This is a genomic window from Allobosea sp., from assembly GCF_017308015.1.
Classification (GTDB): domain Bacteria; phylum Pseudomonadota; class Alphaproteobacteria; order Rhizobiales; family Beijerinckiaceae; genus Allobosea.
The window spans coordinates 40,706-57,317 of the sequence record NZ_JAFKFW010000018.1 but is presented as its reverse complement, the minus strand read 5'-3'; the positions used below and the strand labels follow the sequence as shown (position 1 = coordinate 57,317).

Genomic DNA, 16,612 nt, shown 5'->3' with positions numbered 1-16,612 from the left:
TCCGGATCAGCTTTTCGAGGCTTCTTCCGCCATGCGTCATGTCCAGCTTCGTGCCTTCCATCAGGTCGCGCTGTCCGGTGGCTTCTCGAAGGCGGCGCTCGCGCTCAACCTGACCCAGCCGGCGATCTCCGATCAGGTCCGCAAGCTGGAGGAGGAATACGACGTCGCGCTGTTCAGCCGCCGCCACCGACAAGTCGTCCTGACACCGGCCGGCCAGAGGTTGCTCGCGGTCACGCATCGCCTGTTCGGGGCCGAGGGCGAGGCTTTGGAATTGCTGCAGGAGGAGCGCTCGTTGCGCACCGGCGCGCTCAGGATCGTCGCCGATTCCGTCCATCACGTACTGGATGTTCTGGCCGCCTTCCGCGAGCGCCATCCCGGCATCCAGGTCTCGATCGCGCAGGGCAATACCGGCAGCATCGTCGAGACGCTGATCGGCTACGATGCCGAGATCGGGGTGCTCGGCGAACTCGCCGACGAGCGCCCCTTCGCAGTGCTGCCGCTCAATGTCTCGCCGATCATTGCCTTTGCGGCGAAGGGCCATCCGAGCTCGGCGCGTCCAGCGCTTTCACTGCAGGACCTCGCGAGCTGGCCGCTGGTCATCCGCGAGCGCGGTTCGCGCACACGGCAATTGCTGGAGCAGCGGGCGACGGAACAGGGTGTCACCCTGAGCTACTCCGTCGAGGCCGAAGGGCGCGAGGCGGTGCGCGCTATCGTGGCGGCGGGCGGCGGGATCGGCTTCGTCTCGGCGGCCGAATTCGGCGAGGACGATCCGCGGCTGGTGCGCATCCCGCTCGACGGGCCGCCGCTCCTCATGCACGAAAAGCTGATCTGCCTGCATGAGCGCCGCAACAGCAAAGTCATCCAAGCCTTCTTCGCGCTGGCGCGATCCCTGCGCAGGTAAGCAGCGCTAGGGCCGCGCCCTTCCCGTCCGCAACGCATGGGCCCACTCGGCGCGGCCGTTATCCTCGGCACGTCGGGCCGATTGCTCCCAGTCGTAAGCGACGAGGTGGTGCTCGATCACGATTTCCTCGCCGAGCGTGACGATGGCGAAGCGGGCATGGGGCATGCCGCTCTCGGAGACATGGGCCGCGTTCGTATCATGATAGGCCGGGTTTCCGACGCTGCCGGGATTGAGGACGACGGCACCTGAGCTCAACCGCGCCGCGCGCGGCTGATGGCTGTGCCCGCAAAGCATCAAGGGCGCGCTCCGCCCGGCAAGACGGTGCTCAATCGTCGGGATCGGCGACGGCACGAGATAGCCGTTCTGGACCTCCTCCATCAGATAGGTCGTGTCGTTGCCGGGACAGGCATGGAAACAGAGCGTTCCCTCCAGCGTGATCTCGACCGGCAGACCTGCAAGCCAGGCGCGGACTTCGGGATCGAGGGCCTGCCAGGCAAAGCTGTCCGACTCGCCCAGCCCAAGGACCGAGGCCGCGCCCAGCGCCCGATCGTGATTGCCCCGGACGTGGCTGATTTCACGCGAACGCAGCAAGGTTACCGTCTCGGCCGGCCAAAGCGGGCCCGAGGCGCAGTCGCCGAGATTGATCAGGCGATCGACGGACGCGCCGTCGAGCTTTGCCAGCACCGCTTCGAGCGCGGGCAGGTTCCCATGGATATCGGCGATCACTCCAAGGCGCACGGTGCGACTCGATCCTTCGTGGTTCGGTTCCACAGCCTAGCGAGCCGCGGCTGCAGGACAATGCCTGCTGCCGCAACCCGCGCTTATCTTTGTCGCCATTGCTGCAGGCGGCCGAAGACCAGCTGGTCGAGACCGACATGGAGCAGCTTCACGGCGATGGCCGTGGCCATGATGATGCTCGCCATGCCAGCGGCCGAGGCCATGGCGCCGGCTTCGTCCATATGGACGATCGCGATGGAGGCGAGCTTGGTGTCGGCGCCATAGAGGAAGATCACGGCGGAGACCGTGGTCAGCGCGTTGACAAAGACATAGACGGCGATGTCGAGGATCGCCGGCAGGCAGATCGGCGCGGTCACGCGGCGAAAGGTCGACCAGAACGGAACCTTGAGCGAAGCCGAGACCGACTCGAACTCGCCGTCGAGCTGCTTCAGGCTGGTCAGCGCCGTGATGTGCCCGACCGTGTAGAAATGCGCGATCGTGTTGATCACCAGGATCGTCAGCGTCCCGTAAAGGAAGCCGAGCGGGTTCCAGCCGGCATTGTAGAAGAAGACGTAGCCGAGGCCGAGCACGAGGCCGGGCACCGCCATCGGCAGCATTGCCAGGAACTGGGCGAAGGCGCGAAGGCGCGGAAAGAGCTTCACCTTCTCGATCAGGTAGGCGCCGGTAAAAATCAGCGCGGTACCGATCATCGCCGTCAGCGAAGCCAGCATGAGCGAGTTGGCATAGGTGCCCCAGCCGTCGGGCTCGACTTGCGCGAAGTCGTAGTTGCTCAGCGTCAGCGACAGGTTGTAGGGCCAGTATCTGACGAAGGAGCCCCAGAAGGCGATCGCATAGGGGCCGACGATGGCGAGCGCGATCAGGCTGACGAAGCCGAGAAGCGCGAGGTCGCGTTGCCGGTCGGCACGCGGGACGTAAGGCACGGCGCGGGCGGAGAGCATGGCGCTCTGGCGCCGCTGGACGACACGGTCGACGAAGAAGGCGAGCACGGCCGGCACCAGCAGGATGATGCCGACGACAGCGCCCATCGGGAAATTCTGCTGGCCGACGACTTGCCTGTAGGCGTCGGTCGCGAGAACGCTGAACTGCCCGCCGATCACCTTGGGAATGCCGAAATCGGTGATGACCAGCGTGAAGACGACGAAGGTCGCGCTGATCACGCCATAACGTGCGCCCGGCAGGGTGATCGTCCGGAAAATGCGCCAGCGCGAGGTGCCCATCGCGTCCGCCGCCTCGCGCAACCGCCCGTCGGAGAGCGCCAGCGCCGTGACCAGGATCAGCATCGCATGGGGGAAACTGTAGAGCGTCTCCGCCGCGATGATGCCCACCGGGCCGTAGAGCGAGGCGCCCATCATCCAGGATTTCAGCATGCCCTGGTTGCCGAAGAGATAGATCAGCGCAAGCCCCGACAGGAGGGAGGGCGCAAAGACCGGAATCATCGCCGCGGCGTAAAATGCGCCCTTGGCCGGGATGCAGCTGCGGCGCAGCGCATAGGCATAGAGGAAAGCGAGCGGCACCACGATCACTGTCGTCACGCTGGCGACGAGCAGGCTGTTGAGCAGCGAATAGAACAGGGAGGGCGTCGTCGCATAGCTGACGAAATTGGCGAGCCCGACGAACTTGCCGTCCGTATCCTCGAGGCTCTTGGAAAGAAGCGCCCAAAGCGGCAGTGCGATGATCAGGACCAGCACCGTGCAGAGCGCCAGGATCAGCGCGCCTGCGACATGGCGCTCTCCGATCCGCAGCGGCGACACTTTCACGGACGCATCGGTCATCGTCAGGCGCTGTGCGAGGTCGCTCATCGTCCCTCCCCGGCAAAAACGTGCAAGGCCTCGGGCGGAAAGGCGACAGCGCGCACCTGGCCGGGAACAATGCCGAGATCGCGCATCGCATTGGTCGAGAAATCGGCGGCGATCCGGGTCGCGCGCGATCCGGTCGGCTGGAGATGCGCCCGGCAGAAGGAGCCGAGGAAGGCGAGGTCCCCGATCGTCGCCTCGAAGCGGTTCAGCGTCTCCTCGCCGATGCCACGGGTACGGACCTCCTCGGGGCGCATCGCCAGCCTGACCGGCGTGCCCACGGCGAAGGGCGCGGCATTGGCGACGACGAGGTCGAGCTCGTCGACGCGGACCTTGCCCGGTCCGGTCACGACCGCATCGAGGAAGGTCATGTGCCCAACAAAATCCGCCACGAAGGGCGTCGCCGGGCGCCGGTAGATCTCCTCGGGCGAGCCGACCTGCTCGACCGCCCCGTCCCGCATCACGACGATGCGGTCGGCCATGGCCAGCGCCTCCTCCTGGTCATGAGTCACCATGATCGTGGTCACGCCCAGCCGCTGCTGCAGCGAGCGCATCTCGTCGCGCAGGCGCAGGCGGACCTTGGCGTCGAGAGCCGAGAGCGGCTCGTCGAGCAGCAGCAGCTCCGGCGCGGTGGCGAGCGCGCGGGCCAGCGCCACGCGCTGCTGCTGCCCGCCCGAGAGCTGGACCGGATATTTCTTGCCCTGATCCGGCAAGCCGACGAGCGTCAGGAGCTCATCGACGCGCCGGGCGATCTCGTCGCGCGAGCGGCGCCGGTTGACCAGCCCGTAGCCGACATTGTCGGCGACGGTGAGATTGGGGAAGAGCGCATAGGACTGGAAAACGATACCGAAATCCCGCTCCGAAGGGCTGGCATGCGAAACGTCGCGCCCGCTCATATGGATGGTGCCGCTATCCTGCTGATCGAGACCAGCGACCGCACGCAGCAAGGTCGTCTTGCCGCAGCCGGACGGACCGAGAAAGCAGACGAACTCGCCGCGATGGATATCGAGATCGATGTCGCGCAGCGCCCGGAAGGCGCCGAAATTCCTGGCGAGATTGCGGATCGAAAGGAATGGGGTCGTGTCGTTGGACATCGGGCCGGCCTTCATCTGAACGGACGGAGATCCGCTCCGCAAGCAATGGCGGAGCCTCTCCTGACGTCTTGCACAGACCATGCCGCCAGCCGCTCATGCGGGCTGGCGGCATGGCGGAGGCTCAGTTCTTCGGCGCCGCCTTGGACTCGTAGCGCTTCGACCATTCGGCGAGCACGCGCTCGCGGTTGTCGGCCATCCAGCCGAGATCGTTGTTGATCATCCCGGCTTCGGCATTGACGGGATAGCTGGCGGGCTTGGTCCCCACACCCGGGGCGGCAACGATCGCATAGGTCTTGGAGTAGAGCTCGTTCGCCGCCTTGGTCGTCGACCAGTCGGCGATCTTCTTGGTGAGGGCCATATTCTTGTTGCCCTTGACGATGGCGCTGGCCTCCATCTCCCAGCCCACGCCTTCCTTCGGGATCACGACCTCGATCGGCGCGCCCTTGCTCTTCTCGGAAGCCGCGCGCATGTCGAGCGCAAGCCCGATTGTGCGCTCGCCGCGGGCGGCCTGGACGCAAGGCGCCGAGCCCGAATGGAGATAGGCGCCGATATTCTCGTGCAGCCCGTCCATGAACCTCCAGCCCTCGGCCTCGCCCATGCTCTGCAGCCAGCCGGCGACCATCAGGTACCCGGTGCCGGACGAAGCCGGATGCGGCATCACGATCTTGCCCTTGAAGGCCGGGTTGAGCAGGTCCTTCCACGAACCCGGAACGGCTACGCCCTTGGCCTCGACGGTATTGTAGCAGACGACACCGAGATAGGCGTCCATACCCGTCCAGGTATAGGGCTCCTTGCTGTCGCGGAACGCCGGCTTCAGCGCATCGGCGCCAGCGGGCTTGTAGGCTTCGAGAAGCCCCGCCTTCTCGAACATCAGGAGGCTCGACGCCGCGAGCCCCATCACCATGTCGGCGCGGGGATTGTCCTTCTCGGCGAGGAAACGGGCGGTGATGACGCCAGTCGAGTCGCGGACCCAGACAACCTCCACCTCGGGCACGGCTTTCTCGATCGAAGCCTTGAAGGGCGCGAGCTGATCGTTCTCAAGGGCAGTGTAGACGGTCACCTTCGTCTTCTGCGCATGAGCGACGCCCGGAAGCGCCAGCGCGATAGCCCCGATGACGCAGGAAGCAAGCCAGTTCTTCATGTTCTCATCCCCTGTTTTGTGAGTAGTTTGAACGCTCTTGCGACGTTTTCTTCCCCTGACAGACGAAAACGCAGGCGGATCGCTCCGCCTGCGTTGGCTTTTCTTGTTTCACGCGGTCCAGGGCATCGACCACGTCTTGACGTTGGTGAAGGATTTCATGGCCTCGACGACACCCTCCTTGTAGCCGAGGCCGGAATCCTTGATGCCGCCGAAGGGGGACATCTCGATCCGGTAGCCCGGCACCTCCCAGAGATTGACCGTGCCGACCTCCAGATCGGCAACAAAGCGCTGGATGTAATCGTAGCGGTTGGTGCAGATGCCGGAAGAGAGACCATAGGCGGTAGAGTTCGATATCCGGATCACCTCGGCGATGTCGTCGGGCACGCGGATGATCGGGATCACCGGGCCGAAGGTCTCCTCATGCACCAGCTCGCAGGTGTAGGGGATCTTGTCGACCACGGTCGGGTGGAACAGCGCCCCTTCCGCCCGCTTGCCGTGGAGCACCTCGGCGCCCTTGGTCACCGCATCATCGACGCGGGCCTGGAAGAGCGCGGCCGAGCGGGCATTGATGACGCAGCCGACATCGGTATTGGGGTCCATCGGATCGCCGCATTTCAGCTTCTTCGCCTTCTCGACGACGAGCTTGGCGAAGGCGTCGGCGACGCTCTCGACCACCAGGATGCGCTTCACCGCCGTGCAGCGCTGGCCGGAGTTCTTGGTCGCGCCGGTGACCGCAAGTTCGGCCGCCTTATCAAGATCGGCATCCTCCATGACGATCAGCGGATCGTTGCCGCCGAGCTCGAGCACGATGCGCTTGTAGCCGGCCTTGTCGGCGATGTGCTTGCCGACGCGGACCGAGCCGGTGAAGGTCACCAGATCCGCATCGGGATCGGTGATCATGGCGTCACCCATGGTCGAGGGGTTGCCGGTGACGACCGACAGCATCTCCGGCGGCAGGCCCGCCTCGTAGAGCACATCGGCGAGCGCCAGCGCGGTCAGCGGCGTGAGTTCCGTCGGCTTGAGGACAAGCCGATTATTGGTCGCGATCGCCGGGGCCAGCTTGTGGCTGACCATGTTCAGCGGGTGGTTGAACGGGGTGATCGCCGAGATCACGCCGAGCAGCGGCTGGCGCGTGGTGAAGATCTTGCGCGCCTTGCCGTTCGGGGAGATGTCGCAGGAGAACATCTCGCCATCGTCCTTGATGGTGAGCTGCGCCGCGAAGGACCAGACGTCATAGGCGCGGCTCGCCTCATAGAGCGAGTCCTTCCAGCACAGGCCGGCTTCCGCCGTGATCAGCTTCGCGAACAGCTCCTTGCGGTCGCGCAGCAGTTCCGCCGTCTTCTGCAGGATCTGCTGGCGCTCGTAGCGCGAGAGCTTCGGCTTGAACGCCTTGGCCTTGGCGAAGGCCTCGCGGACATGCTCGGGCCGGGCGGCCGGGATCAGGCCGACGACGCTGTTGTCATAGGGATTATGGACCTCGACCATGTCGTCGGTCGTGACCAGCTTGCCGGCGATGCGCATCGCCTCGCGCCGCACCGGCGGCTTCACCGTCGCGTTCATCTCAGTTCACCAGGTTCAGGGCGACGTCGAAGACGTCGAAATTGCGGAGCGTGCGGCCCATCGGCACCGTGATCGGCCGGTTGGCGATCATCGGCACGCGCTGCTCGGTGATGCCGCCATGCGAGCGCAAAGGCTCGGTCAGGCCGGAGAGGTCGTGCCTGTCCGGCGAGGTGCCGATGACCTTCTGGCGCGTCGAGACGACCACGACATCGCCGATGCGGTCAGCCGGCAGTTCGAAGCGCTCGCAGGCTTCCGCCGAGGTCACCGCCAGCGCGATACCGTCGAGGCCGGAGATGCGGGCGGCGACCTCTTCCTGGCTGGCGCCATCAGGTAGATAGACCGTGGCGAAGGAGCCGAGCGCGCCGTGATGGACCACGTAAGGGTCGGTGATCGGCAGGATCACGCGCATCGTGCCCTTGCCGTACCATTCGTCCATCAGGCTCTGGAGATAGACGACATCCGGCTCGCCATTGGCGAGGTGCTTGTCGTTCATGCCGTGGTCGGCGGTGATGACCAGCGTGCAGCCGAGCGCGTCGAGCTTGCCGACATAACCGTCGAACATGGCGTAGAACGAGTCGGCCATCTCCGAGCCCGGCCCGGCCTTGTGCTGCACATAGTCGGTGGTCGAGAGATACATCAGGTCAGGCTTGAAGGTCTCCAGCAATTTGACGCCGGCAGCGAACACAAACTCGGAGAGATCGGCCGAGTAGACCGATGGCACGGGCATGCCGACGAAATCGAGCACGTTCTCGATGCCGTTCTCGGCCTTGTTGGCCTTGTCGGCCTTCTCCGAGGAGAAGGCGATGGCGCTGCCGGAGGCGAAGTCGAGACCCTTGCCGAGCAGGGTGCGCAGCTTGTCCTTGGCGGTGACCATCGCGACCTTGAAGCCGGCCTTCTGGAACTCGGCCAGGATGGTCGGCGCGCGGAGGAAGCGGGCGTCGTTCATCATCACCTCTTCCCTGGCCTCGCGGTCATAGAAGAAGTTGCCGGCGATGCCGTGCCAGACCGGCGGGCGGCCGGTGATGATCGAGAGGTTGTTCGGGTTGGTGAAGCTCGGGATCACCGAATAGGCATGGGTGCTGGCGCCGGTCTTCATGATCCGGTCAAGGTTCGGCGTCAGGCCCTTGGCGCTGGCGGCCTCGATATAGGCCGGCTCCGAGCCGTCCATGCAGATCACCACCGTCGGGCGCTGCGGCCGCGCATATTCGCGCCCGTTCGCAACGACATCCGAGCCGATCTTCGTGTGCATTGTCATCTCAGGGCTCCTCACGCGGCCGACTTCAGGCCGACGCCCATCTCATCAAGCACATCCGACACCGTGGCGACGAAGGCGCGCATGTCCTGCGCGCCGAGCGCGCCGATGCAGCCGATGCGGAAGCTGTCCGCGACCGTCAGCTTGCCGGGATAGATGACGTAGCCGGCATCCTTCAGCGCGTCGTAGAAGCGCTGGAAGACGAAGTTCTTGTCCTCCGGCATGTGGAAAGTGACGATGATCGGCGCCTGCCGGGCCGCCGGCAGCAGCGTGCGGAAGCCGAGCCCTTCCATGCCCTCGATCAGGATACGGGCGTTCTCGGCATAGCGCTCGCCGCGCCCGGCGACGCCGCCCTCGGCCCAGAACTCCTGCAAGGCCGCATGGAAGGCGACGATGACATGGATCGGCGGGGTGAAGCGGTACTGGCCGGTGCGCTCGAAGCCGGCATTCTGGTCGTGGAGGTCGAGCACCAGCGTGGTCGCATTGCCCTGGGTCTGCGCCAGCGCGCTCTTGCGGGCGATAACGAAGCCGAGGCCGGGAACGCCCTGGATGCACTTGTTCGAGGAGGCGGCGACCGCGTCGAAATAGACCTCGCGGCTGTCGAGCGGCAGGGCGCCGAAAGCACTCATCGAGTCGACCAGCAGGCGGCGGCCATGGCGCTTGGCCAGCGCCGCGATCGCCTCGACCGGGTTGCGGATGCCGCTGGTCGTCTCGCAATGAACCGTGAAGATATGGGTGATGGCGGTATCGGCCACGAGCATGCGGTCGATCTCGGCGAGGTCCGGCGGGGTGTCCTCGGCGGTCTCGTGGACCGCAACGGCGCGGCCGGCGATCTCGACGATGCGCTTGGCGCGCTGGCCATAGGCGCCGTTGATCAGGACCAGGATCTTGCCGTCGCGCGGCACGAAGGTGGTCAGCATCGCCTCGACGGCGAAGGTTCCGGAGCCCTGCATCGGCACGGTGACGAAGTCCTCGCCGCCATGGATGATCTTCGGCAGCTCCTCCAGAACCGCCTTGTTGATGCCGACGAAGGTCGCGTCGCGTGAACCCCAGTCATGCACCATCGCTTCCTTGATGGCCTTGCTGGTGGTCAGCGGGCCGGGAGTCAGGAGAAGCGGATCACCGGTTTCGGAGGAGGCAGGGCGGCGGGCCTGGGCCATGAACGGTCTCGCGATGTGTTGCGGCGGATGACCGGACGCTAGGACCGTGATTGACATAGGTCCAATACATCGTTTCCATATCTCCCATAGATAGGATCTATGGAAATATGGCCATCAGCTATTCCGGCCTCGCCGCCTTTCATGCCGTCGCCGAGGCGCAGAGCTTCACCGGCGCGGCCAAGACGCGCCATGTCAGCCAGCCGACCCTGTCAGCCCAGGTGCGCGGGCTGGAGGACGCCTATGGCGTCCGGCTGTTCGACCGCGCCGGGCGGCAGGTGAAGCTGACCCCGCTCGGGCAGAGCCTCTTCATCATCACGACCAAACTGTTCTCGGCGGAGGACGAGGCGGAATCGCTGCTCGCCGGCAGCCGTACACTCCAACGCGGGCATCTACGGATCGCGGCCGACAGCGCCACCCATGTCATGCCGGCCCTGGCGCGCATGCGCGAGCGTTATCCCGGCCTGACCTTCTCGCTGAGCATCGGAAACTCCTCGGAGGTCGTCGACCAGATCATGGATTTCGCCGCCGATGTCGCTATCACGGCGCGGGCCAACTCCGACCCGCGCATCCACAGCGTCCGATTGCGCTCGGACGATCTGGTCGCCTTCGTCTCGGACCAGCATGAGCTGGCCAAGCATGACCACATGCCGATCGAGGCCTTCGCCGGCCAGGATATCGTACTGCGCGAGCGCGGGTCGATCACGCGCGAGGTCTTCGAGAACAGGCTCTCCACCGCCGGGATCAAGCCGGCGAACCTGCTGGAGGTGCAGTCGCGCGAAGCGGTTCGCGAGGCCGTGGCCTTCGGCTTCGGAATCGGCGTGGTCTTCGCCGCGGAGTTCAGGCCTGAGGACGGCCTGAAGCGCATCATCATCACCGGCGCCGATTTCGACGTCGGCGAATACATCGTCTGCCGGGCCGAGCGCCAGCGCCTGCCGCTGGTGCGCAGCTTCTTCGAGACCGTTCAGGACGTCATCGACGCGCGCTGACCGAAAGCGGCTGCGGACGTCCTGCCCGTTCCAGCGCAGCTGGCCCAACGCCGCTCGGGCGAGCGAGCGGCCCCGGCGCAAATCGCGACCCCGGCCAAGGCTCCGGAAATTTGAAGGACAGGTCGGCGGGCCCGGGCCATACCTCTGGCGCCCGAAAACGCGGCTGATCTCTTAGCCTTGCATGGATATCCGCACACTGCCGAGGATCTCCGAGGTATTCGCCTCCCTCTCCCGGCCGCGACGCCGGTGCCTGAGGCTCTAGTCTTCGACCCGCTGAACGGCGGCTGCCCGCATTGCAAATGGCTTGATATCAACCTCGGCCACACGCGCGATGAGAAGTGCTATCCGCATCTAATGATCGAGGACATGCAGGTCGATCGCGATCCCGATCGTCGCATCGCCAGGGACAAGGCCCCCCGATATCGAAAACTACCTGAGGGTCATGGCATGGCTGAAGCCGAACCAATGCCCCCTCACCACGCCCCTGCCGAAATGGCGGGCGGGGAGGAGATCGCCAAACTGATTCAGGCGCGCCGCTCCCTTCAACCAAGTTGCTGCCTAAAGCCCGGCGCCCTCTTCGCTCTGATCCTGGCGGAGACGGAACGAGAATTACAAGTATTCATTCCACATGCTTCTGAAAGCCGGCGGCAGGCTGGACAGCCAAAAGTGTCAAATCAGCCATTCCGCCAGGGCAACAACCCAAACACCCGCAGCGATCAGCGCGGCAATGAGTACAGCCAGAGAACCGCAATCCTTGGCCAGCTGGATATTCTTGTTGAACTCGGGGGTCACCGCATCGCATACGGCCTCGATACCGGTGTTAAGCACTTCCACCATGATCAGCGCCAACAACGCACCGATCAGCAAGGCGAAACTGCTCCAACTTCTTGCGACGACCCAGCCTATCGGGAGCGATAAGATGAGCACAAAAAGCTCCTGCTGAAAGGCTTTTTCGCTTGCGGCCAGCCTGCGGAATGCCCGCACAGAATTGAAAAACGCGTTGATCAGGCGCTGCATGCCCGAAACCCTCCTGAACATAGGTATCGGATAATGCATGGTATGCTTTGTTCAAAGTGTTAGAGGCGGTTAGGAAGATGGGAGAAACGAAAGGCGGCTCAGATGAGCCGTAACCATACTGCCGGGGAGTGATGGCCAAGCCGTCACGCGAGCTTTCGGGCGACGGCGAAGATAATGTCCGTCTTATTTTGGCACGCCATTTATCACATAAAGAACCCGAACGAATTCGTCGGGTACGGTGCTCCCGAAGCTGCGAGTATAAATTTTCTGTATGGCATGACTGCGATAGAGATCTGCAAGAGTGGCATCCACGAGCGCGCGGAACGCCCCATCGCCTCTCTGTATCGCGAGCGCGTAAGTTTCAAATGTATAGTAATTATTCTCCAATTGAATCGATTTAGATTCCTTACTATCGCGGATATAATAGCTCAAAATCCCCCTATCGCCAAAATAGACGTCTATTTTATTTTTTGTCAGATCCCTAATTCCATCAGCATGCGAAACTGATGGAACAATATTAGCCTTGATATCCATTTGCCATAAGATTGATTTCAAGGCCTGCTCGGCAGTCGTCCCCTGAAGGACCCCGATATTTTTCCCATTGAATTCAGAGATGCTGGTGGGCCCATTTTTACGATAAACGGCTCCGACCCCATCGATCATCGTGGGATAAGAAAAATCCACCATCTCACGCCGGGATGAAGTAACAGACGTCGGGTCGCAGAGAATGTCGATCTTTCCGTCTTTGACCGCATCCAGACGGTCATTCGCCGAAACCTCAATGTACTCGATTTTCAGCCGCGGATTTTCGATCTTCGTGCTTACCGCCCTGCCCATCTCGCGGCACAAATCAACCATGTAGCCGGAGTATTCTCCGCTCGCGCCGCGATAAGAATACGGTGGGGCATCGGCCCGCACTCCCAGACGCAGCGTTCCTGTCTCTCGGGCCCGCAAAAGAGTGTCTGCCCCCAGAGCGGCAGTCGAGACCATCGCCCCCAGGAGCCCAAACCAACCCGCCCGCATCATCGTTCGCTTCCCTAGCCGCCATATTGCTTTGGATGCTCAATTGGCAGATGCATCGCGTCGAGACCAGCCAACATCGATCATACGCCCCCTGCCGCAACAGCGATTGCAATCGCTGCTGACTTGGAACGGGAGAGCCGTCGATTGCCCGAAATGGACCCAGACCCATCCTTCGTCGCCCGCCGGTGGCTGCTGATCCCGTTGGGGCTCGGCGCCGTGATACGGGGGACGATATTCCCCAGGCCGTCGACGCCGCCGCCAACGCTGAATTCACAGAGCCATCGAAGAGGCAGAGATCGGCGTCGGGCAGGTCTCGGTCTCAGGTCACGCCGAGCAGCTTTTTCTCGAGACGCTCGATGAACTCGCCTTGCGCCGCCAGGATGCGCAACCGTGCTTCGGGAAGCGAGAACCAGGCCGCACGGTCGATTTCGGGGAACCGGTGAATCCGACCGCTGCCGCGCGGCCATTCCATCTCAACCTCGCTGCCAGAACGAATCCGCTCCGTGTCCAGGTCGCCCTCGACGGCAAAGGCTTCGACGATTTTCCCGGATCTTTGTCGAATGCATCCGAGCGGAGCGAGAGCCCCCTCGAGCACGGTTCCCAGCTCTTCGGCGAACTCCCGCCGCGCCGCATCTTCGGCGGTCTCCGCCGGACATGGCTCGCCCTTCGGGATGGACCAGGCGCCGAAATCCTTGTGCCGCCAGAACGGGCCACCGGGGTGGACGAGGAGAACCTGGGTTCCTTCCTCCGCAACGCGATACATGAGAATCCCGGCACTCGACGCAGTCATCGAAAAAACTCCCGTCGCCTCCGGATTTTGCGTTGCGTCAAAGACCGGATGACGCCCTCGGAGGAAACTCTCCATTGCCGCCATTCAGGCAGCCGAGACAATTCAGGAGGTTCACATGCCTACGACGAAGCCTGTCTCCAATTCGCTCGCTCCGGACCAGATCGGCCCCAGCGCCATGGTCGACGAAGGCATGCAGATCGTCAAAGCGCAGCTCGCTTCGGCAACCGTGCTGCCGCAGAAAATCTGGGAGACGCAGTTCGCGATCGCCTCGGAAATCTTGGCCTTCCTGGGCCACCGCATGCAAGCCCAGGCCGAGTTCTGCGCCAGGCTCGGCAGCTGCAAGGAAATCGGCGAGGCGGTGGACGCCCAGCAGGATTTCGCCAAAGGCGTCGGCGGCGCCTATGCCGACGAGGCCGAGAAGCTGTCGACACTCGCCCGGAAGAACATGGATGCCTGGACCGGGGTCGGCGCCCAGTATGTGTCGGGCTGGACTGGCGACCACAAGGCCGCTGCCTGACGGGTCTATCCGGAAACCTGTCTGAGTCGGGATTGGCGTTCGGCTCAGACGGCTATCCGGCTGACCTCACCACGGCCAAGGCATCCTCGGCGATGACTGCTTCCTCGTCGGTCGGGATCACGAAAGCCGCCACGCGGGCTTCGGCCTTGCTGACCCGCGCTTCGTTGGCGGCGTTGGCGGCCTCGTCGAGTTCGAGACCCAACCATTTCAGCCGTCTTGTCACGGCCGCGCGGATCGGCGGTTGATGCTCGCCGATGCCCGCCGTGAAAACGATCGCATCGAGCCCGCCCAGCGTTGCCGCGAGCCGGGCGACCTCCCCTGCGATGCGGAAGCAGAACAGGTCGAGCGCCTCGCGCGCCTCGGGCCTGTCGCTGTCGATCAGGTCACGGCTGTCGGCGCTGATGCCGGAAACGCCGAGCAGGCCGCTACGGCGGTAGAGCAGATCCTCCAGCCGGCCAGCATCATAGTCCCCCTCGGCGAGCAGATGCAGCAGGACGCCAGGGTCCAGCGCCCCGCAGCGCGTCGCCATCGGGATGCCGTCGAGCGCCGAGAAGCCCATCGAGGTATCGCGGCTGACGCCGCCTTCCAGCCCGCAGAGGCTGGCACCGCTACCGAGATGCGCGACCACGACGCGGCCCTTGGCGAGCACGGGGTCGCGGCGCGCCAGCTCGCCCGCGATGAAGCGATAGGATAGGCCGTGAAAGCCGTAGCGCTTGATGCCCTGATCGTGCATCGCGCGGGGAATGGCGAAGCGGCGCACGATATCGGCATGAGTGCGGTGAAAAGCCGTATCGAAGGACGCCGTCTGCGGCAGATCGGGACGCAAGTTGCGGATCGCCCGGATCAATCCGAGCCCTTGCGGTTGATGGAGCGGCGCCAGCGGCACCAGCGCATCGAGCGCTTCCAGCACGGCATCGTCGACCCGGACGGGGCCGTCGAAGCGGTCGCCGCCATGGACGATGCGATGGCCCATCGCCACGACGGTGCCGAGGTCGAAATGCCAGGAGAGTCGCCGGAAGGCTTCGTCCAGTACGATATCGAGCGTATCGCCGGGCTTCGCCTCAAGAGCGATATCGAAGGTATCGGGACCCTCGACCAACCGAAATCGCAAGGGCGGTTCGCGGAAATCGATCACGCCCTTGCCGATCCGCTTCAGTCTGGCCTCGCCAAACGCGAACAGCCCGATCTTCACCGTCGAAGAACCGGCGTTGAAAGTGACAAGAAGCCGCTCGCTCATGCCGGTACCGTCAGTGGCCGGCGATGGGCGGCGACGAGCTTCGCCAGTGCTGCCGAGGCGATGCGCGTCTTCAGGGAATCGGCCCGGCTCGTCAGGATGATCGGCACCCGGGCGCCGAGCACGAGCCCAGCGGCATCCGCATTGGCGAAATAGATCAGTTGCTTGGCCAGCATGTTCCCCGCTTCCAGATCGGGCACGAGCAGGATATCGGCCTGTCCGGCGACCGGGGAAACGATGCCCTTGGTCCGTGCGGCTTCCGGGCTGATCGCGTTATCGAAAGCGAGCGGGCCGTCGACCTTCGCCCCCGTGATCTGGCCGCGCGCCGCCATCACAGTGAGCGCAGCGGCATCGAGCGTCGAAGGCATCCGGTCGCTGACGGTCTCCACCGCTGCGAGGACCGCCACCAGCGGCTCCTCCAGCCCGAGGACATGCAACATGTCGATCGCGTTCTGGCAGATGTCGCGCTTGTGCATCAGCGTCGGCTGGATGTTGACCGCCGCATCCGTCACGATCAGCGGCTTGGAATAGGCCGGCAGGCTCATGGCATAGACATGGCTGATGCGACGCTCCGTCTTCAGGCCCGAGCCCGGGGCGACGACGGCACCCAGCAATTCGTCGGTATGAAGGCTGCCCTTGACGAGGGTAGCGACCCGGTCCGCTACCGCGAGCTCGACGGCGCGCGCCGCGGCGGCATGGCTGTGCGGGGCATGTTCGATCGCGATCCCGTCGAGCGAGACGCCGGCCTTCTCAGCGGCAGCCTGTATCCTGGCCTCCGGGCCGACGAGGATCGGCTCGAGCAGCCCTTCGTCGCGAACCTCGATCGCCGCGAGGATGGCTTCCGGCGAGCAGGGATGGACGATCGCGGCGCTCATGGGCGGCAGGGCGCAGGCCTGCGCCACGATGCTGTCGTAGCGATCAGAGTGTTTCAGCGTAACCTCGGGCAGGCGCAGGCGCGGCCAAGTCACGCGCCGCCCAGGCGCAAGTACCGTCGCCACGCCGGAGAGTACCGTCTCGTCGCGTTGATTGGAGCAGACCGTATCCAGCACGACGGTTCGCTTCGCGGCGTCCTTGCTTTTGACCGTGACAGTCGCCGTTACGGTATCGCCGGGCGTCACAGGTTTCAGAAAGCGGAGATCCTGCCCGAGATAGATCGTGCCCGGCCCTGGCAGTTTCGTACCGAGCACCGCCGAAACCAGCGCCGCCGTCCACATCCCATGTGCGACGACATGCCCGAACAGATCGCTCGCCGCGAAGGCTGCATCCAGGTGAGCGGGGTTGGCATCCCCCGAGACGGCAGCGAACAGCTCGATGTCGTCAGGCCGGACGATGCGGACCACGGACGCGCTTTCCCCGATCGCGATCTCGTCGAAGGTCCGGTTGGTGAGAAGCTCCTGGTCCAAGGC

15 protein-coding genes are annotated in these 16,612 nt (G+C 64.3%); 3 read left to right on the top strand and 12 right to left on the bottom strand.

Annotated features, from left to right (window positions below; all coding sequences use genetic code 11):
• Positions 1–31: 31 nt before the first annotated feature.
• Positions 32–901 carry a LysR substrate-binding domain-containing protein gene (locus J0I42_RS15695; RefSeq protein ID WP_291656062.1) on the top strand — a complete coding sequence of 290 codons (870 nt, stop codon included), beginning with the start codon at positions 32–34 and terminating at the stop codon, positions 899–901.
• 6 nt (positions 902–907) lie between these two features.
• On the opposite strand, the gene J0I42_RS15690 is transcribed toward J0I42_RS15695, so the two are convergent.
• From J0I42_RS15690 to J0I42_RS15660, 7 genes are all read right to left on the bottom strand, one after another.
• Entirely contained in the window at positions 908–1,639 is a 732-nt protein-coding gene (locus J0I42_RS15690; RefSeq protein ID WP_291656061.1) for a metallophosphoesterase family protein, read from the bottom strand.
• 83 nt (positions 1,640–1,722) lie between these two features.
• Positions 1,723–3,438 carry a putative 2-aminoethylphosphonate ABC transporter permease subunit gene (locus J0I42_RS15685; protein WP_291656059.1) on the bottom strand — a complete coding sequence of 572 codons (1,716 nt, stop codon included), beginning with the start codon at positions 3,436–3,438 and terminating at the stop codon, positions 1,723–1,725.
• Positions 3,435–4,526 (bottom strand): putative 2-aminoethylphosphonate ABC transporter ATP-binding protein, encoded by a 1,092-nt coding sequence (locus J0I42_RS15680; protein ID WP_291656057.1) that lies wholly within the window; start codon positions 4,524–4,526, stop codon positions 3,435–3,437. Before J0I42_RS15680 ends, J0I42_RS15685 begins: the two co-directional genes overlap by 4 nt.
• 121 nt (positions 4,527–4,647) lie before the next feature.
• Positions 4,648–5,667 (bottom strand): putative 2-aminoethylphosphonate ABC transporter substrate-binding protein, encoded by a 1,020-nt coding sequence (locus J0I42_RS15675; protein WP_291656055.1) that lies wholly within the window; start codon positions 5,665–5,667, stop codon positions 4,648–4,650.
• Between the two features lie 108 nt (positions 5,668–5,775).
• Positions 5,776–7,227, bottom strand: coding sequence for a phosphonoacetaldehyde dehydrogenase (gene phnY, locus J0I42_RS15670; protein WP_291656053.1), 1,452 nt, complete (start codon positions 7,225–7,227; stop codon positions 5,776–5,778).
• Position 7,228: 1 nt separating this feature from the next.
• Positions 7,229–8,476: a phosphonoacetate hydrolase gene (gene phnA / locus J0I42_RS15665; protein WP_291656140.1), complete on the bottom strand. Its 1,248-nt coding sequence runs from the start codon at positions 8,474–8,476 to the stop codon at positions 7,229–7,231.
• Between the two features lie 17 nt (positions 8,477–8,493).
• A complete protein-coding gene (locus J0I42_RS15660; RefSeq protein ID WP_291656050.1) occupies positions 8,494–9,639 on the bottom strand; it encodes a 2-aminoethylphosphonate--pyruvate transaminase in 1,146 nt (381 codons plus the stop codon).
• Between the two features lie 107 nt (positions 9,640–9,746).
• Between J0I42_RS15660 and J0I42_RS15655 the strand changes: the two genes are divergently transcribed.
• Positions 9,747–10,625, top strand: coding sequence for a LysR substrate-binding domain-containing protein (locus tag J0I42_RS15655; RefSeq protein WP_291656048.1), 879 nt, complete (start codon positions 9,747–9,749; stop codon positions 10,623–10,625).
• 669 nt (positions 10,626–11,294) lie between these two features.
• Here J0I42_RS15655 and J0I42_RS15650 read toward each other — a convergent pair.
• The 3 genes from J0I42_RS15650 to J0I42_RS15640 all read right to left on the bottom strand — a co-directional run bounded on the left by J0I42_RS15650 (position 11,295) and on the right by J0I42_RS15640 (position 13,455).
• Positions 11,295–11,642 carry a diacylglycerol kinase gene (locus J0I42_RS15650; protein WP_291656046.1) on the bottom strand — a complete coding sequence of 116 codons (348 nt, stop codon included), beginning with the start codon at positions 11,640–11,642 and terminating at the stop codon, positions 11,295–11,297.
• A gap of 183 nt (positions 11,643–11,825) precedes the next feature.
• A complete protein-coding gene (locus J0I42_RS15645; protein ID WP_291656045.1) occupies positions 11,826–12,668 on the bottom strand; it encodes an amino acid ABC transporter substrate-binding protein in 843 nt (280 codons plus the stop codon).
• A 316-nt stretch (positions 12,669–12,984) separates the two neighbouring features.
• Positions 12,985–13,455, bottom strand: a complete 471-nt coding sequence (locus J0I42_RS15640; RefSeq protein ID WP_291656138.1) for an NUDIX hydrolase — start codon at positions 13,453–13,455, stop codon at positions 12,985–12,987.
• A 115-nt stretch (positions 13,456–13,570) separates the two neighbouring features.
• On the opposite strand from J0I42_RS15640, the gene J0I42_RS15635 reads away from it, so the two are divergent.
• A complete protein-coding gene (locus J0I42_RS15635) occupies positions 13,571–13,972 on the top strand; it encodes a phasin family protein (RefSeq protein ID WP_291656044.1) in 402 nt (133 codons plus the stop codon).
• 52 nt (positions 13,973–14,024) lie between these two features.
• On the opposite strand, the gene J0I42_RS15630 is transcribed toward J0I42_RS15635, so the two are convergent.
• Together J0I42_RS15630 and J0I42_RS15625 are read right to left on the bottom strand one after the other, a co-directional pair.
• The gene (locus J0I42_RS15630) at positions 14,025–15,209 is read right to left on the bottom strand and encodes an acetate/propionate family kinase (RefSeq protein WP_291656043.1); all 1,185 of its coding nucleotides are present in this window, start codon (positions 15,207–15,209) and stop codon (positions 14,025–14,027) included.
• Positions 15,206–16,609, bottom strand: a complete 1,404-nt coding sequence (locus J0I42_RS15625) for a bifunctional enoyl-CoA hydratase/phosphate acetyltransferase (protein WP_291656042.1) — start codon at positions 16,607–16,609, stop codon at positions 15,206–15,208. The genes J0I42_RS15630 and J0I42_RS15625 overlap by 4 nt, the downstream gene beginning before the upstream one ends.
• Between the last annotated feature and the right edge of the window lie 3 nt (positions 16,610–16,612).

What these genes read in the sequence shown, in the direction of transcription:
- J0I42_RS15660 (WP_291656050.1), bottom strand. Translation starts at nt 9,639, where the DNA reads ATGGCCCAGGCCCGCCGCCCTGCCTCCTCCGAAACCGGTGATCCGCTT.
- J0I42_RS15695 (WP_291656062.1), top strand. Translation starts at nt 32, where the DNA reads ATGCGTCATGTCCAGCTTCGTGCCTTCCATCAGGTCGCGCTGTCCGGT.
- J0I42_RS15680 (WP_291656057.1), bottom strand. Translation starts at nt 4,526, where the DNA reads ATGTCCAACGACACGACCCCATTCCTTTCGATCCGCAATCTCGCCAGG.
- J0I42_RS15645 (WP_291656045.1), bottom strand. Translation starts at nt 12,668, where the DNA reads ATGATGCGGGCGGGTTGGTTTGGGCTCCTGGGGGCGATGGTCTCGACT.
- J0I42_RS15685 (WP_291656059.1), bottom strand. Translation starts at nt 3,438, where the DNA reads ATGAGCGACCTCGCACAGCGCCTGACGATGACCGATGCGTCCGTGAAA.
- phnY (WP_291656053.1), bottom strand. Translation starts at nt 7,227, where the DNA reads ATGAACGCGACGGTGAAGCCGCCGGTGCGGCGCGAGGCGATGCGCATC.
- J0I42_RS15650 (WP_291656046.1), bottom strand. Translation starts at nt 11,642, where the DNA reads ATGCAGCGCCTGATCAACGCGTTTTTCAATTCTGTGCGGGCATTCCGC.
- J0I42_RS15635 (WP_291656044.1), top strand. Translation starts at nt 13,571, where the DNA reads ATGCCTACGACGAAGCCTGTCTCCAATTCGCTCGCTCCGGACCAGATC.
- J0I42_RS15630 (WP_291656043.1), bottom strand. Translation starts at nt 15,209, where the DNA reads ATGAGCGAGCGGCTTCTTGTCACTTTCAACGCCGGTTCTTCGACGGTG.
- J0I42_RS15675 (WP_291656055.1), bottom strand. Translation starts at nt 5,667, where the DNA reads ATGAAGAACTGGCTTGCTTCCTGCGTCATCGGGGCTATCGCGCTGGCG.
- J0I42_RS15640 (WP_291656138.1), bottom strand. Translation starts at nt 13,455, where the DNA reads ATGACTGCGTCGAGTGCCGGGATTCTCATGTATCGCGTTGCGGAGGAA.
- J0I42_RS15655 (WP_291656048.1), top strand. Translation starts at nt 9,747, where the DNA reads ATGGCCATCAGCTATTCCGGCCTCGCCGCCTTTCATGCCGTCGCCGAG.
- phnA (WP_291656140.1), bottom strand. Translation starts at nt 8,476, where the DNA reads ATGCACACGAAGATCGGCTCGGATGTCGTTGCGAACGGGCGCGAATAT.